Source organism: Caballeronia sp. LZ029, assembly GCF_031451275.1.
GTDB lineage: Bacteria > Pseudomonadota > Gammaproteobacteria > Burkholderiales > Burkholderiaceae > Caballeronia > Caballeronia jiangsuensis.
This window is the reverse complement of the sequence record NZ_JARUXO010000004.1, coordinates 1-15972: the sequence shown is the minus strand read 5'-3', so window position 1 is coordinate 15972 and position 15972 is coordinate 1. Positions and strand designations below refer to the sequence as shown.

Annotated in this window: 11 protein-coding genes; 3 read left to right on the top strand and 8 right to left on the bottom strand. The window is 64.2% G+C overall.

What is annotated here, in order from left to right; all coding sequences use genetic code 11:
* Positions 1 to 24 precede the first annotated feature (24 nt).
* Genes QCE73_RS26030 through QCE73_RS26015 form a run of 4 tightly spaced genes read right to left on the bottom strand, consistent with a single transcriptional unit; the run spans position 25 to position 5777 of the window.
* On the bottom strand, positions 25 to 1164 hold the full coding sequence (locus QCE73_RS26030) for a hybrid sensor histidine kinase/response regulator (protein WP_309884220.1): 1140 nt from the start codon (positions 1162 to 1164) through the stop codon (positions 25 to 27).
* A gap of 25 nt (positions 1165 to 1189) precedes the next feature.
* Positions 1190 to 1786 (bottom strand): chemotaxis protein CheB, encoded by a 597-nt coding sequence (locus QCE73_RS26025; protein WP_035506876.1) that lies wholly within the window; start codon positions 1784 to 1786, stop codon positions 1190 to 1192.
* Between the two features lie 2 nt (positions 1787 to 1788).
* Positions 1789 to 2625, bottom strand: coding sequence for a CheR family methyltransferase (locus QCE73_RS26020; RefSeq protein WP_309884219.1), 837 nt, complete (start codon positions 2623 to 2625; stop codon positions 1789 to 1791).
* Positions 2626 to 2642: 17 nt separating this feature from the next.
* Positions 2643 to 5777 carry a response regulator gene (locus QCE73_RS26015; protein WP_309884218.1) on the bottom strand — a complete coding sequence of 1045 codons (3135 nt, stop codon included), beginning with the start codon at positions 5775 to 5777 and terminating at the stop codon, positions 2643 to 2645.
* A 173-nt stretch (positions 5778 to 5950) separates the two neighbouring features.
* On the opposite strand from QCE73_RS26015, the gene hpnA reads away from it, so the two are divergent.
* The 3 genes from hpnA (at position 5951) to QCE73_RS26000 (ending at position 10186) form a co-directional block, all read left to right on the top strand.
* A complete protein-coding gene (gene hpnA, locus QCE73_RS26010) occupies positions 5951 to 6961 on the top strand; it encodes a hopanoid-associated sugar epimerase (protein WP_309884217.1) in 1011 nt (336 codons plus the stop codon).
* A gap of 244 nt (positions 6962 to 7205) precedes the next feature.
* Complete coding sequence (locus tag QCE73_RS26005; RefSeq protein ID WP_035506992.1) at positions 7206 to 9452, top strand: NADP-dependent isocitrate dehydrogenase; 2247 nt, start codon at positions 7206 to 7208, stop codon at positions 9450 to 9452.
* A 203-nt stretch (positions 9453 to 9655) separates the two neighbouring features.
* Positions 9656 to 10186 carry a hypothetical protein gene (locus QCE73_RS26000; protein ID WP_309884216.1) on the top strand — a complete coding sequence of 177 codons (531 nt, stop codon included), beginning with the start codon at positions 9656 to 9658 and terminating at the stop codon, positions 10184 to 10186.
* Positions 10187 to 10829: 643 nt separating this feature from the next.
* Here the strand turns inward: QCE73_RS26000 and QCE73_RS25995 are convergent.
* The 4 genes from QCE73_RS25995 to otnI form a co-directional block, all read right to left on the bottom strand.
* A complete protein-coding gene (locus QCE73_RS25995) occupies positions 10830 to 12629 on the bottom strand; it encodes an FAD-dependent oxidoreductase (RefSeq protein ID WP_309884215.1) in 1800 nt (599 codons plus the stop codon).
* On the bottom strand, positions 12626 to 13720 hold the full coding sequence (locus QCE73_RS25990; RefSeq protein ID WP_404989836.1) for a DedA family protein/thiosulfate sulfurtransferase GlpE: 1095 nt from the start codon (positions 13718 to 13720) through the stop codon (positions 12626 to 12628). Before QCE73_RS25990 ends, QCE73_RS25995 begins: the two co-directional genes overlap by 4 nt.
* A 304-nt stretch (positions 13721 to 14024) precedes the next feature.
* A complete protein-coding gene (gene denD, locus QCE73_RS25985) occupies positions 14025 to 14990 on the bottom strand; it encodes a D-erythronate dehydrogenase (protein ID WP_309884214.1) in 966 nt (321 codons plus the stop codon).
* A 14-nt stretch (positions 14991 to 15004) separates the two neighbouring features.
* Positions 15005 to 15793 (bottom strand): 2-oxo-tetronate isomerase, encoded by a 789-nt coding sequence (gene otnI / locus QCE73_RS25980; protein ID WP_309884213.1) that lies wholly within the window; start codon positions 15791 to 15793, stop codon positions 15005 to 15007.
* Positions 15794 to 15972: the final 179 nt, after the last annotated feature.

Below are 15972 nucleotides of genomic sequence, written 5' to 3'. Positions count from 1 at the left end.
TACGCCGCATTGTAGCCACGCTCTTCAACTTAGTCGGAAAGGCTGCGCCATGTCCGCGCGCTCGCCCGAACGCGGATGCGGCACGCGCGGCAGCGTCACTTCGAACACCGTGCCGGCTTCGGCGGTGGAGTGCGCCTTGACATCGCCGCCGTGCATCTGCGCGATCTCGCGCGTGATGTAGAGCCCGAGACCGAGACCGCTCGATTCATGCTGGCGCCGGCCCGAGCGATACGGCGCGAAGATCGTCGGCAGAACGTCGGCGGGAATTTCGCCCGCGTTCTGCACGGTGATGATCACGTCGTCGGCGTTGCCGTCGAGGCGCACCTGAATCGCGGAGCCTTCGAGACCGTGTTGCAGCGCGTTGCCGATGAGATTCGAAAACACCTGCGAAAGCAGATCGCCGTCGCCCTGCAAGAGCGTATCGCCCTGACGCAGCACGAAGATGCGCCCTTCGCCGACGCGCGCCTCGTATTCGTCGACGATATTCTTCGCGAGCGTCATCAACTCCACCGCGCGCGGCTGCAAGGTCACGCGTCCGCCGCGCAGACGCGCGAGGTTCAGCAACTGATCGACCATGCGCACCATGCGCATGCCGCTCGACTTGATGCGCGTGCCGATATTCGCGACGTTCTCGTCCGGCACGAAGCGCGCGAGATATTCCGCCGACGCGATCACCGCCGAGAGCGGCGTGCGCAGATCGTGGCCGAGCACGGCCATCAGCATCTCGTTCGCATCGAGCAGTTGCTGCACGGTCGCGAGTTGCGTCGCGAGCTGTTGCTTCTGACGCTCCATCTGGATGAACACATCGACCTTCGAATTGAGGATGCGCGAATCGAAGGGCTTGTAGAGAAAGTCCACCGCGCCCGCTTCATAGCCGCGGAAGGTGCGGCTCGCGTCCTGCGCCGTCGCCGTGAGAAAGATGATCGGCACGTGCGCGGTGCGCGGGCTGCCGCGCATCAGCTCGGCGAGTTCGAAGCCGTCCATGCCGGGCATGTTGACGTCGAGAATGGCGAGCGCGACCTCGTGCTTGAGCAGAAGCTCGAGCGCGGCCGGTCCCGATTCGGCTTTCAGCACCGACAGATCCGGCCGCGCGAGCGACGCTTCGAGCGCGGTGATGTTATTGCGGATGTCGTCGACGATCAGCACGTGGATGGGTTGCGTCATCTGGTGACTCCTTGCCTTGCTTCCTTCATTGCCTGTAGCCGATGCACTGCGTGAGCCGCATCGCCATGTGATCCAGCGTGAGCACTTCGTTCGCTGCGCCTTGCGCGATGGCCGCGAGCGGCATCGCCGGCGCGCTCGCCGTCGCGGGGTCCTGCGCCCAGCATGCGCCGCCCGCATCGCGGATCGCGCGTGCGCCGCGCGCGCCGTCGTCGTTCGCGCCGGACAGCACGATGCCGAGCAGCCGCTCGCCGTACGCATGTGCCGCCGATTCGAACAGCACATCCACCGATGGCCGCGAAAAGCGCACGGGCGGATCGACGGACAGCGCGATCGCGGGCGCCGCGCCGCCCTCCGCCTCGACGAGCATGTGATAGCCCGGCGGCGCGAAATACACGGTGCCCGGCGCGATTTCGTCCTTGTCGAAAGGCTCGACGATGGTCAGCTCGCAGCGCGTCGCGAACAATCCAGGCAGGAGGCTCGGCTGCCCCTGACGCACATGCACCACGACGAGCACCGGCGGCGCGAATGCCTTCGGCAACGCGGGCAGCAACTGATTGAGCGCCTCGACGCCGCCCGCCGATGCGCCGATCACGACTGCCCCGATGCGGTTCGCGTCGATCATGGTCACACCTTCTGATAAAGCCGCTCGCGCGGATTGAAGTCCGCGAAACGGTCTGCGTACGTGGAAAAGCGCAGGCTCTCCTTGCTGCCGAGACCGAGAAACCCGCGCCGCACGAGCGAATCGCTAAAGAGGCCGAGGGCGCGATCCTGCAGCGCGCGATCGAAATAGATCAGCACATTGCGGCACGACACCAGATGCGCTTCGAGAAACACGCTGTCCGTCGCGAGACTATGATCCGCGAACACGACGCGCGACTTGAGCGTCTGCGAGAACTTCGCCGCGCCATAGGCCGCGTGATAGTAGTCCGAGAGCGAGCGCTTGCCGCCCGCCGCCAGATAGTTCTGGCTGAAGCCCGCCATGCGCTCCAGCGGATAAATGCCGCTTTCCGCCTGGCGCAATGCTTCGGCGTTGATGTCGGTCGCGTAGAACACGGTGCGGTCCGCTATCTTCTCCTCCGCGAACAGCACCGCGAGCGACCACAGCTCCTCGCCGCTGCTGCATCCCGCGACCCATACCTTGATCGACGGATAAGTCTGCAGAATCGGCACGACCTGCTCGCGGATCGCGCGAAAATACTGCGGGTCGCGGAACATCTCGCTCACCTGCACGGTGAGGTACTGAAAGAGCCGCGCGAACAGAGCCGGGTCGCGCAGAATGCGCTCCTGAAGATGCGACAGCGTCGGCAGGCCGAAATCGTGCACCGCCTGCGCGAGGCGGCGCCTCAGCGAACTCACGGAGTAATGCCGGAAGTCGTGCTGATAGCGCAGGTAGATCGCTTCCAGAATCAGCCTCAGTTCGATGTCGAACGTCGCTTCTTCGTCCTGTCGGCCGTCATTCATCTGAGAGATGGGTCCGTTCATCGCTGGCGCAGCCATACGCGGCACAGCGACACGAGCTTATCCACGTCGATGGGCTTGGATATGTAGTCGTCCGCACCCGCTTCGAGACATTTCTGGCGATCGCTCGGCATCGCCTTCGCCGTCAGCGCGATGATCGGCAGACGCGCATGTTCCGCGCGCTTGCGGATTTCGATCATCGCGGTGAGGCCGTCCATCTCGGGCATCATGACATCCATGAGAACGAGGTCGATATCGCCGCGGCGCGCGAGCGCTTCGAGCGCCTCGCGTCCGTTGCGCGCGATTTCGAGCGTCGCGCCGAGCGGCTCGATCACGCGCGAGAGCGCGAAGATATTGCGCACGTCGTCTTCGGCGAGCAGGATCGTGCGGCCCTCGAACACGTCGTCGCGCTGACGCGCCGCGCGCAGCATGCGCTGCTGCTCGGGCGGCAACGCGCTTTCCACGCTATGCAGAAACAACGTGACTTCATCGAGCAGACGCTCCGGCGATTTCGCTCCCTTGATGATGATCGATTTCGAGTAGCGGCGCAGGCGCTGCTCTTCGTCCTGCGACAACAACCGTCCCGTATAGACGATCACCGGCGGGGATGCCTGCCCGCCGCCCGCCGACACGCGTTCGAGCAATTCGTAGCCGGAGCCGTCGGGCAGCGCGAGATCCATCACGACGCAATCGAACGGCGCGCGCTGCATTTCCTCGATGGCCTCCGCGATCGATCCCGCTTCCACGATACCCACGGTCTCGCTCGCGAGCAGCGCGTGAATGCTCTGGCGCAGCGCCGGATCGTCCTCGACGACGAGCACGCGGCGCATGCCCTGCGACGAGCGAGCTTCGAGCTTGCGGATCGCGTGGGCGAGATCGTCGCGTGCGCTCGGCTTGAGCGTATAGCCGATCGCGCCGAGATGGAGCGCGACATCGGCGTGATCGGTCGCGGAGACGACGTGAATCGGAATGTGGCGCGTGAGCGGATCGTGCTTCAGCCATTCGAGCACCGTGAGACCCGACTGATCCGGCAAACCGATGTCGAGCAGGATGCCGTTCGGCTGGAGCGAGCGCGCGAGCTCGACGCCTTGCGTCGCCGTGGCGGCGTGCACGCAGTCGAAGTCGAGTTCGTGAGCGAGATCGTAGAGAATCCGGGCGAACGGCTGATCGTCCTCGATGACGAGAATCACGCGGCCCGGACGCTTGCGGTCGGCGCGATCGTCGGCGATGGCCATCGGCTCGGGCATCGCGACCGGCGGCTGAACGGGCTGCGGCCGCACCGGCGCGGGCGCGGACGCCGGAGCGGCGGCCGACGCCGGCTCGCTCGCTTGGGCAATCGTCTCGAGTTTCGCGGTGACGGTGCCTTCACGCACGGCGATGGGCAGCGTCACCGAAAACACGCTGCCGTGCCCGAGTTCGCTCGACACCGACACCGAACCGCCGAGCAGACGCGAGAACTCGCGCGAAATCGACAGCCCGAGGCCGCTGCCGCCGTATTTGCGGCTCGTGGTGCCGTCGGCCTGCTGGAACGCCTGGAAGATCATGTCCTGCTTCTCGCGTGCGATGCCGATGCCCGTGTCGCGCACGTCGAAGCGCAGCGCGTTGTCGCCCGCGCGCTCGACCGCGACCGTCACGCTGCCGCGCTCGGTGAACTTGAACGCGTTCGACAGCAGATTGCGCAGCACCTGCAGGAGCCGCTGGCTGTCGGTGACGAAGTACTGCGGCACGTTCTCGCCGTGCTGCGTAATGAATTCGACGCCCTTGCTGCCGGCAACGGGCGCAAAGGACTGCCGCAGCGTCTGCAGGATCGAATCGACGGACGTGGGCGCGAACTGCACGTCCATCTGTCCCGCCTCGACCTTCGACAAATCGAGAATGTCGTTGATGAGCGAAAGCAGATCGCTGTTCGACGAATGGATCGTCGCCGCATAGCGCACCTGTTCATCGGTCAGGTTGCCCTGCTTGTTGTCCTGCAGGAGCTTCGCGAGGATGAGCGAGCTGTTGAGCGGCGTGCGCAGTTCGTGCGACATGTTCGCGAGGAACTCCGACTTGTACTGGCTCGCGCGCTCCATTTCCAGCGCGTTCGCGGTCAGTTCCTGCTGCGCCTGCAGAAGCTCGGCTTTCTGCCGCTCCAGATGCTGCGTGTGTTCTTCGAGCTGGACGTTGGTCTGTTCGAGCTCCGCCTGCTGCTGTTCGAGACGCCCCTGCGAATCCTGCAGCGCGCGGCCGCGCTCTTCGAGTTCCTCGTTCGACACGCGCAGCTCTTCCTGCTGCACCTGCAATTCCTCGCTCTGGCGCTGCGTTTCTTCGAGCAGTTCGACGAGACGCGCGCGATAACGCGCCGAACGCAGCGCCATGCCGATCGGTTCCGACGCCATGTCGAGCAGCGCGCGGGCATCGTCGAAACGTCCTTCGTTGCCGACGAAGCCGAGCTCGATCGCGCCCGCGACATCGCCATCGGCGAAGAGCGGCGCGATCAGCACGCGCGACGCCGTCGCCGATCCGAGCGCGGAACCGGCTTTCAGATAATGCGACGATGCGTCGCGCAGTTCGAGCACGCGCGCTTCCTCGATCGCCTGACCGACGAGCCCTTCGCCGCGCGCGATCCTCGCCGGCGCGCCGCCTTCGTCCGGCAGCGCCCACGCGCCGACGCGCACGAGCGCATCGCCGTCGAGCGCATAGACGACGCCGACTTTCGCTTCCACGTACGGAATGATCGAACGCAGGATGCTCACGCCGATCGAAGCCGGTGACTGCTCGCCGCGCAACTTGACGCCGAGCTGCACGATGCCCTGCTGCAGCCAGGTCGTGCGTTGTACGGCCAGCCGCGATTTGATATATAGATGCGCCACCGCCGCGAGCGCGAGCAGCACGACGATGCCCATCGCGCGGTTGATCTGGAGCACGTCGCGGCTCGTGTTCGGGTCGGCGGCCGCGAGTGCGTATCCTGCGATCATCAGCACGGCCGATGCGCCCGCGGTGACGATCGGCACCGACGGCCGGTCGGCCCAGACGCACAGCACGACCGGCAGCACGTAGAAGATCCAGATCGCAACGCGCATCGGCGTGAGCACATCGATGCTGAACACGACCGCGAGCGAGAGCGCGATGGCGAGGTAAATCCAGGAGCGTAGGTTTCGAGTGTCTAGAGGCATCGTCCACCGGTTCTGTTCATGTTTTGCGCGGGCCTCGCGCCGGCAGCAGGCACGGACCTTAGCATGACGCGCAAGCCCTTGTCACATCGGGCTTTGCAGCCGATCGGCGCGTGCTTTCCCGCGCGGCAGTTGTTACGAAAGACGGCCGCGCCAGTATTTTCAACGAGGTAAGAATGACTGATTTTTCCGGCTCTCGCGTGCTCGTCACGGGCGCTTCGGGGTTCGTCGGGTCCGCGGTCGCGCGGCTCGCCATCGAACGCGGTTTCGACGTGCGCGTGCTCGTGCGCAAGACCAGCCCGCGCAAGAACGTCGAATCGCTGAATGCGGAGATCGTCGTCGGCGATATGCGCGACGAAGCGTCGATGCGCGCCGCGCTCAAGGGCGTGCGTTTCCTTTTCCACGTCGCCGCCGATTACCGCATCTGGGCGCCGGACCCGAGCGAGATCGAGCGCGCGAATCTCGAAGGCACCGAGGCGACGATGCGCGCGGCGTTAGCGGAAGGCGTAGAACGCATCGTTTATACCAGCAGCGTCGCGACGTTGAAGGTGACGAGCTCAGGCGCGATCGCCGACGAGACGAAGCCATCGGACCCGGCGAGCACCATCGGCGCGTACAAGCGCAGCAAGGTGCTCGCCGAGCGCGCCGTCGAGCGCATGGTCGCGCAGAACGCGCTGCCCGCGGTCATCGTGAATCCGTCGACGCCGATCGGCCCGCGCGACGTGCGTCCGACACCAACCGGGCGCATCATCGTCGAAGCGGCGACGGGCAAGATCCCCGCGTTCGTCGATACGGGCCTGAATCTGGTGCATGTCGACGATGTCGCGAACGGGCACTTTCTGGCGCTGGAGCGCGGCAAGATCGGCGAGCGGTACATCCTCGGCGGCGAGAATCTGCCCTTGCAGCAGATGCTCGCGGACATCGCCGGATTCGTCGGACGCAAACCGCCGACCATCAAGCTGCCGCGCGGGCCGCTCTATCCGGTGGCGCTGGGCGCTGAGCTGATCGCCAAGCTGACCGGCAAGGAGCCGATGGTCACGCGCGACGCGCTGCGCATGTCGAAGAACAAGATGTACTTCACGTCGGCGAAGGCCGAACACGAGCTGGGCTACAGCGCGCGGCCGTACCGGCAGGGATTGAAGGATGCGCTCGACTGGTTCCGGACGAATGGGTATCTCGCAGGATGAAGCACGGAATCATTTCATGAAACGTTCCGGCCGGAGCAACGCGGCGCAGTAGCGCAACTCTTGTATAAGACTCGAAAAAAGTTAAGTCCTTGATATAGCAAGAAAAACTTCCGTTTTGACCCGTTTCGCACGGCGAGATTCACACGCGCGCCCCACAAAAATCAGGCAGAATAGCGGTTTGTTGCCGGAGGGGTGCCGAGGCCGGCGGTTTTTTCCAACCTGTTTTCGGATGTCGAGACAAGCGATGAGTAATCAGCAACCCACCATCATCTACACCCTGACCGACGAAGCTCCGCTGCTCGCGACCAGCGCCTTTCTGCCGATCATCCGTGCCTTCACCGCGCCGGCGGGCGTCAATGTCGCGACGAGCGACATCTCCGTCGCCGCGCGTATCCTCGGCGAATTCCCCGAATTCCTGACCGACGAGCAGAAGGTCCCCGACAACCTCGCCGAGCTCGGCCGCCTCACGCAGCTCGACGACACCAACATCATCAAGCTGCCGAACATCAGCGCGTCCCTGCACCAGTTGACGAGCGCGATCAAGGAGCTTCAGTCGAAGGGCTACAAGCTGCCCGACTACCCCGAAGAGCCGAAGAACGACGAAGAGAAAGCCATCCGCGCGCGCTACGGAAAGTGCCTCGGCTCGGCCGTGAACCCGGTTCTGCGCGAAGGCAACTCGGACCGCCGCGCGCCGCTCGCCGTGAAGAACTACGCGAAGAAGCATCCGCACAGCATGGGCGAGTGGAGCATGGCGTCGCGCACGCACGTCGCGCACATGAAGCATGGCGACTTCTATCACGGCGAAAAATCGGTCACGAACGACAAGGCGCGCGAAGTGCGCATGGAACTCGTCACGAAGCGCGGCGAGACCATCGTGCTCAAGCCGAAGGTCAAGCTGCAGGACGGCGAGATCGTCGACAGCATGTTCATGAGCAAGAAGGCGCTGGTCGAATTCTACGAAGAGCAGATGGAAGACGCGCGCAAGACCGGCGTCATGCTGTCGCTGCACGTGAAGGCGACCATGATGAAGGTCTCGCACCCGATCGTCTTCGGCCACGCCGTGAAGGTGTTCTACAAGGATGCGTTCGAGAAGCACGCGAAGCTCTTCGAAGAACTCGGCATCAACGTGAACAACGGCCTCGTCGACCTGTACACGAAGATCGAGACGCTGCCGGAATCGCAGCGCGATGAAGTCATCCGCGACATGCACGCGTGCCACGAGCACCGCCCGGCGCTCGCGATGGTCGATTCGGCCAAGGGCATCTCGAACCTGCATGCGCCGAACGACGTGATCGTCGATGCCTCCATGCCCGCGATGATCCGCGCCGGCGGCAAGATGTGGGGCGCCGATGGCCGTCCGCAAGACACGAAGTGCCTGATTCCGGAAAGCACGTTCGCGCGCATCTATCAGGAAATCATCAACTTCTGCAAGACCAACGGCGCGTTCGATCCCAAGACCATGGGCACGGTGCCGAATGTCGGCCTGATGGCGCAGAAGGCCGAAGAGTACGGCTCGCACGACAAGACGTTCGAGATCGCGGAAGACGGCACGGCGCGCATCGTCGATAACGCGACGAACGAAGTCATCGAAGGACTCACGCAGGAAGTCGAGAAGGGCGACATCTGGCGCATGTGTCTCGTGAAGGACGCGCCGATCCGCGACTGGGTGAAGCTCGCCGTCACGCGCGTGAAGAACTCGGGCACGCCGGCGGTGTTCTGGCTCGACCCGTATCGTCCGCACGAAGCCGAGCTCATCAAGAAGGTCGAGACGTACCTGAAGGACTACGACACCGAGGGCCTCGAAATCCACATCATGTCGCAAGTGCGCGCGATGCGTTACACGCTCGAGCGCGTGATCCGCGGCATGGACACGATTTCGGTCACCGGCAACATCCTGCGCGACTACCTCACCGACCTGTTCCCGATCATGGAACTCGGCACGAGCGCGAAGATGCTGTCGATCGTTCCGCTGATGGCGGGCGGCGGCCTGTACGAGACGGGCGCGGGCGGTTCGGCGCCGAAGCACGTGCAGCAGCTCGTGCAGGAAAACCATCTGCGCTGGGACTCGCTCGGCGAATTCCTCGCGCTGGCGGTGTCGCTCGAAGAGCTCGGCATCAAGAACGACAACGCGCGTGCGAAGCTCGTGGCGAAGGCGCTCGATGCCGCCACCGGCAAGCTGCTCGACAACAACAAGAGCCCGTCGCCGAAGACCGGCCTGCTCGACAATCGCGGCAGCCAGTTCTATCTCGCGATGTACTGGGCGCAAGAACTCGCGTCGCAGACGGACGACAAGGAACTCGCGCAACTGTTCGCGCCGCTCGCGAAGACGCTGGCTGAAAACGAGCAGAAGATCGTCGACGAACTCGCCGCTGTGCAGGGCAATGCGGCGGACATCGGCGGCTACTACAAGCCGGACGAGAAGAAGCTCGAAGCGGTGATGCGTCCGAGCAAGACGCTCAACGCCGCGCTCGCGGAAGTGAGCGCGAAGTAAGGTGGCACGGGCGCGTCATGCGCCCCGATGAACCGGCATCTCTTCGGAGATGCCGGTTTTGTTTTGCGCCATCGGCGTCGAAGAAATCTGTCGTGTAATCCGCAGTTTCGGTGCAATTGGTTACAACCTGTGCCGACCTCGCCAAATTCGAGCGGGTAGAATCGTTGCCTCGCCGCCCGCTTGCCAGACACAGACACACTCGCATGAATCTACAAGACCAGCTCGGCGCGCTTGAGTCGAGCCTCGACACGCTCCTCCGGACCGCCGCCGCATCTGTCCGATCATCCGTTGAATCGACCGAAACCGCATCGACGTCCGTTGCGGCTTCGCCGGACGAACCGCCCGCGTTGGGCGACGTGAGCGAACCGGCGGATTCCGCCGCGCCCGCCGAACCGCCCGGTTTGAACGAGCCGCCCACGCTTGTCGTGTCGCGTCCGGAGCGCGATGCCGTTGAAATGACGATTGCGGGCAAGACGGTGAAGTTGAGCCCGGAAGGGGTGTCGGAGCTGATCGAGGAATTGTCGAACGTGCGGGCTTCGATGTCGCCGGAGCAGCCTGGGGGTATCGCGCCTGGGTGGCGGTTTGCGGCTACCAAGAATCCCGTCATGGCGACGCAGAAATATGCCAACGGCGATCGGCTGCTGGTCATGCGTCATGCCGGGCATGGTTGGGTGCCGTTTACGTTTTCGCCCAACATGGTCATTGAGTTGTATGCCATGTTGACTAAGAAGTAGGCGTCGGTTTTTTCTTCGCTGGGTCCCGTTATCGTGTCGGTCTATTGGCGTTGCCCCTGTGCGGGGCGGCAGTCACTTTCTTTGCTGCTGCAAAGAAAGTAACCAAAGAAACAGCTATCCCCAGCCTAAGCACTTCATACCGGCCGCGGCACAGGCGATTGGCCTAATGGCCCGGCAGTAGCGAGTGCCCCCACAAGCAGACAAGGGCTTGGACCGCGCATGGTCTGAAACATCGCACCACACAACAAACTGGTTCAGCACCAAATAGCTCCGGCACAGCGCTACGCGCTGCCGCGGGGTATGCGAGGGTAACCCATCGAAGAAGCGCACGCGCACCCGATTGACCCATCGGCCGCGAAGCGGGCCGGAGCCATTTGGTGCTGAACCAGTGACGCAAGCGATGCGCCGCGACAGACCGTGCGCGAGCCAAGCCCGATTGGGCCTTCGAGGGCGACACTTAGGCGAGTGCCAACCGCCGGCTGGCAAGCATGGCCAAACTGCGTGTGACCGCGGGCGGTGAGAAGCTGCTTTCTTTGGTTACTTTCTTTGCAGCAGCAAAGAAAGTGACTGCCGCCCCGCACAGGGGCAGTGCTAATAGACCGACACGATCACGGGATCCGGCGAAATAAAAAACAAAAACCCCTCACAACACCGGCACACCCAACGCCTCCCGCCTCGCCAGCAGCCCGTGAATCTGCGACACAACCGCCGCCCCCTCCCCCACCGCAGCCGCCACACGCTTCGTCGAACTCGACCGCACATCGCCGATAGCGAAAACCCCCGGCACGCTGGTTTCCAGCGCCATCACGCCTTCCGTGCGTCCCTCATGCGCCTCGGGTCCGGTCAGCACAAAACCCTTGCCATCGACATTCACATTGCAGTTGCGCAGCCAGTCGGTATTCGGATCCGCGCCGGTGAAGAGAAACAGATGCCGCGAGTCGATCGTGAGCGGTCCATCCGGCGTCTTGCAATTGACGGCGGTCAGCGCGCGGCCATCGCCATCGAGCGAAGTGATCTGCGTATGCGTGCGCACCGTGACGTTCGGCAACGAGCCAATACGCTCAACCAGATAATGCGACATGCTCGCCGAAAGCCCCGCGCCGCGGATCAGCACATGCACGTGCTTCGCGTGCGTCGCGAGATAAACCACCGCCTGTCCCGCCGAATTGCCGCCGCCGACGAGCACGACTTCCGAGTTCTTGCACAGCTTCGCCTCGACCGGCGATGCCCAGTAATACGTGCCGTGCCCTTCGTAACGCTCTAGCCCGGCGATGTCCGGCCGCCGATACGCCGCGCCCGACGCGATGACCACTGTCTGCGTCGTCACGCGCTTGCCGTTCTCCAGTTCGATCTGGATCGGATTGCAATCGCAATGCAGCGCCTTGATCTTGGTCGGAATCGCGATATGCGCGCCGAACTTCTGCGCTTGCACGAACGCGCGCCCGGCGAGCGCCTGCCCGGAAATGCCGGTCGGAAAACCGAGATAGTTTTCGATGCGCGAACTCGCGCCCGCCTGCCCGCCCGGCGCGCGGCAATCGAACACCGCCACCGACAACCCCTCGGACGCCGCATACACCGCCGTCGCGAGACCCGCCGGCCCCGCGCCCACGATCGCGACATCGTAGACATGCGCCGGATCGAACTCGGGCAGCCAGCCGAGCTGCGTCGCGATCTGATTCTCGGTAGGCGCGCGCAGCACCGTGCCGTCCGGGCAGATGACGAGCGGAAAATCGGACGTCGATGCCGAGATGCGTTCGAGCAGCGAGATCGCATCGGGATCGGTGCAGGCGTCGATCACCGTGTGCGGATAACCGTTGCGCCGCAGAAAGCCTTGCAGCGAAACCAGACGGCCATCGTCCGACTGGCCGAGCAGCACCGGCCCGCTACCTTTTTCGATCAGCCCGACGCGCCGCAGGATCAGCGCGCGCATGATGCGCTCGCCCAGCTCCGCTTCCGCGACGAGCAGCGCACGCAGGCGCTCCGGCGGAATCACGATGCCGTCGACATCCTCGGCGGCGACGCCATCGACGAGACAGGGCTTGCCCGAAAGCTGCGCCACTTCCGCCAGAAAATGTCCCGGCCCGTGCTCGACGACGAGATGCTCCTGCCCGAGCGCGTTACGGCGCGTCACGCGCACGAGTCCCTTCAGGACGATCACCATGCCGCGCCCGGTCTCGCCCATGCGGAACATCCACTCGCCCTGACGCCAGTGCGAGGCGGTGCCGAAGCGGCTCATGCGCTCGATCTCGTTGTCCGTCAGGCGCGGGAACATCTGATGTGCACGCGTTTCGAGCGGCGAGAAAGGCGCGCTGTCGTCGGACGCGGCGGCTGCGGCCGGCGACGGCACGACGTTCGGATTGGAACTCTCCAGCGGCTCGCGCGCGCTCCACGCGACGACATTCGGCATGCCTTGACCAGGCTCGTTGAACGGCGTTGTGCTCATGCGCGATCTCCGTGTGGATAACCAGCTTCATGCAGGGATGCCGAACCCGCGGACGATGCCGCCGCCGATTTCACCGGCCAGGGGCACATCGCCGCCATTTCCGCGACCTCCTCGGGCGTGGTCGCCGCGAGTTCGCCGAACTCGGTCAGCGTCGCGACATCGAAACCGGCGAGCCGCCAGGCGTCGAGTCCGCCCGTGAGCGGCACGACGTCCCGGAAGCCCGCGTTGCGCATCGTCTTCGCCATCCACGCCGCCGATACTTCGTTCGGACACGAGCAGTAGATGACGACCTTGCGCGACTTGTCGTAGTTCTCGATGATCCTCGCGAGATCGCGCTCGTCGGCGAAAAGTGAACCGGGAATCGCGGCCGGATCGAGCATGCGCTTTTCCGGCGAGCGGATATCGAAGATCACGGGAAGCGGCTGGTCGTTCATCAGCGCATAGAGCTCGTCCACGCTGATGCGCGCCTTTTCCAGCGTCGCCATGAGCGCGCGGCGCCGCCACCAGCGATACGTGACATAGATCGCGAGCAACACCGCCAGCACGACCACCGCCTGCCGCCCGAGCTGCGAGATCATCGCGAACACCATTTCGAGCTGCGCCGCGAAGATGACGCCGACGGTCAGCCCGACCGCGCCCCACAGCGCGACACCGCCGCCATCGTGCGCGATGAAGCTGCGCAGCTTCACGCCCATCGCGCCCGCGAGCGGCACGGACACGAGCGAGAGACCGGGGATGAACTTCGCGACGAGCAGAATGCGCACGCCCCAGCGGCCGAAGAAGCGCTCGGTCTTCTTCACGCAGGTATCGCGCGAAAGAGACAGTTTGCAGATGGTCTTGAGCGTCTTGTCGCCGTACTTGCGCCCGCCCTGGAACCAGACGAGATCGCCGAGCACGCCGCCCGCCACCGCGATGCACAGCACGCCCAGGAGCGGCGTCCAGAATGCGCCGCCGTTCACCGCCATCAGCGCGATGGACGCGCCGACGATGATCATCGTCGGCATCGCGGGCACGGGCAGCCCGAGTGCCGAGCCCATCACGTTGATGAAAACGATCGCCGGGCCGAATCGATCGACTAGCTGATGCAACAGCATGGGAATCTCCCGCGCGGGAAGGGTGTGTTCACAGGACGACGGGACGCGCGCCGGGAAACCGGCGCTGCGAAGGCGCGAAAAGCACGAAAGCGAAAGAGATACGAGCTTGCGACCGCTCGTGGTTCAACGCGGTGCACGCGGCGCCCGGCCGACGTTCGTCACATTTAAGGGATAAGTGTAGCCCGGAAATGCGTATGTAAGCATGACCGGCGCGCGAGCCGCGGGCATCGCGCGCGCGAGCCGCGGGCATCGCGCGCGCGATGCCCGGTGCGGAAGGGATCGACCGCGCAAAGTGTGGGATTCAGCCGCGCTCGTCGGCGATATAGGCGCGGATCACATCGGCGAAATTCTTGTCGCCCGCAAGGCCCAGTTGCTCCGCGCGCGCCGTGTTCCACGCGCCCGGCCAGCTGCCGACGATCGTCTCGATGCGTTCGTCGCGCTGCCAGTCGATGCGCTGCACGGCTTCCTCGCCCGCCACTTCGCGCAACGCCGCGACCATCTCGTTCACGCTCACCGACAGGCCCGGCAGATTGATGACCGGCCGCAACCCGAGCTTCGCGCGATCGATCTCGCAGCCCGCGATCAGCGCCTCGATCGCGCTCGTCGGCGAAAGCAGCCAGACGCGCGTGTCGCCATCGACGGGGCATGTCGAGCGCTCGCCGTTCAGCGGCTCGCGAATGATGCCGCTCGCGAACGACGAAGCCGCCGCGTTCGGCTTGCCGGGCCGCACGCTGATGGTCGGCAGGCGCAGCACGCGGCCATCGACGAAGCCGCGCCGCGCGTAGTCGGAGAGCAGCAACTCGGCGATCGCTTTCTGCGTTCCGTACGACGATTGCGGATTGAGCGCGGTGTCGTCCTGCACGATATCGGGCAGCACGCCGCCGTACACCGCGACCGAGCTCGTGAACACGACGCGCGGCTTGTGGCCCGCCGCGCGGCACGCTTCGAGCAGCGCGCGCGATGCGTCGAGATTGATCTTCATGCCGAGATCGAAGTCCGCTTCGGCCTGGCCGCTCACGATCGCGGCGAGATGGAAGATGGCTTCGGTCTGCGTGTCGATATGGCGTTGCAGCACGGCCGGATCGGAGATGTCGCCGGTTTCGGCGCGCACGCGTTTGTCGGCGAGCAGGCGTTCGTCGTTCGGGCGCGCGACATCGAGCAGCACCAGTTCGGTGACCGGCTTGCCGTTGAGTTCGTCGCGCTCGAGAAGGCGTTTCGCGAGACGCTGGCCGAGAAAGCCGGCGCCGCCGGTGATGAGAATCTTCATTGGGTCGCTTCCTCTCACAGATAAGGTTTGAGCCAGCCGAGTCCTTCGGACGTGCCCGCCTTCGGCTTGTATTCGCAGCCGATCCAGCCTTCGTAGCCGAGCGAATCGATCAGCTCGAACAGATACGGATAGTTGAGTTCGCCGATGCTCGGCTCGTGGCGCTCCGGCACGCCCGCGATCTGGATATGGCCGATGCCCGCGTTCGGGCGCTTCATGTCGCGCTTCAGCTTCATCGCGATATCGCCTTCGACGATCTGGCAGTGGTAGATGTCGAACTGTACTTGCAGGTTCGGCGCGCCGATTTCGTCGCAGATGGCTTGTGCGTCGTCCTGACGGTTCAGGAAGAAGCCGGGGATGTCGCGGGTGTTGATCGGCTCGATCACAATGCCGATGCCCGCCTTCTGCGCTTCCTTCGCCGCGTATTCGAGGTTCTTTTTGTATACCGCGCGATGTTGCTCTCGCGGCTGATCCGGGGCGATCAGGCCCGCCATCACGTGCAGTTTCTTGTTGCCCAGCACGGCGGCGTATTCGAGGCCCTTGGCGACGCTCTGTCTGAACTCCTCCTCTCGTCCCGGCAATGACGCGATGCCGCGCTCGCCCTTCGACCAGTCGCCCGGCGGGGCGTTGAAGAGCGCCTGGGTCAGGTTGTTGTCCTTTAGGCGCTGCTCGATGTCTTTCGCTGCGAAGTCATACGGAAACAGGAATTCAACCGCCCTGAAGCCGTCTTTCGATGCTGCTGCAAAGCGGTCCAGGAACGCGTGTTCCGTGTACATCATCGTCAGGTTTGCGGCGAATTTTGGCATTTGCTTTTGCTCCTTTTGTTCCTTTTGTTCGGTTCGATTCGGCTTCGGGTGAATCCTGTTTTCGTGTCGGTCTATTGGCTCTGCCCCTGTGCGGGGCGGCAGTCACTTTCTTTGCTGCTGTGTATGGACCGGAGACATGGGTAACAGGTGTGTCAGGACATGGGTAACACATTTAGCTC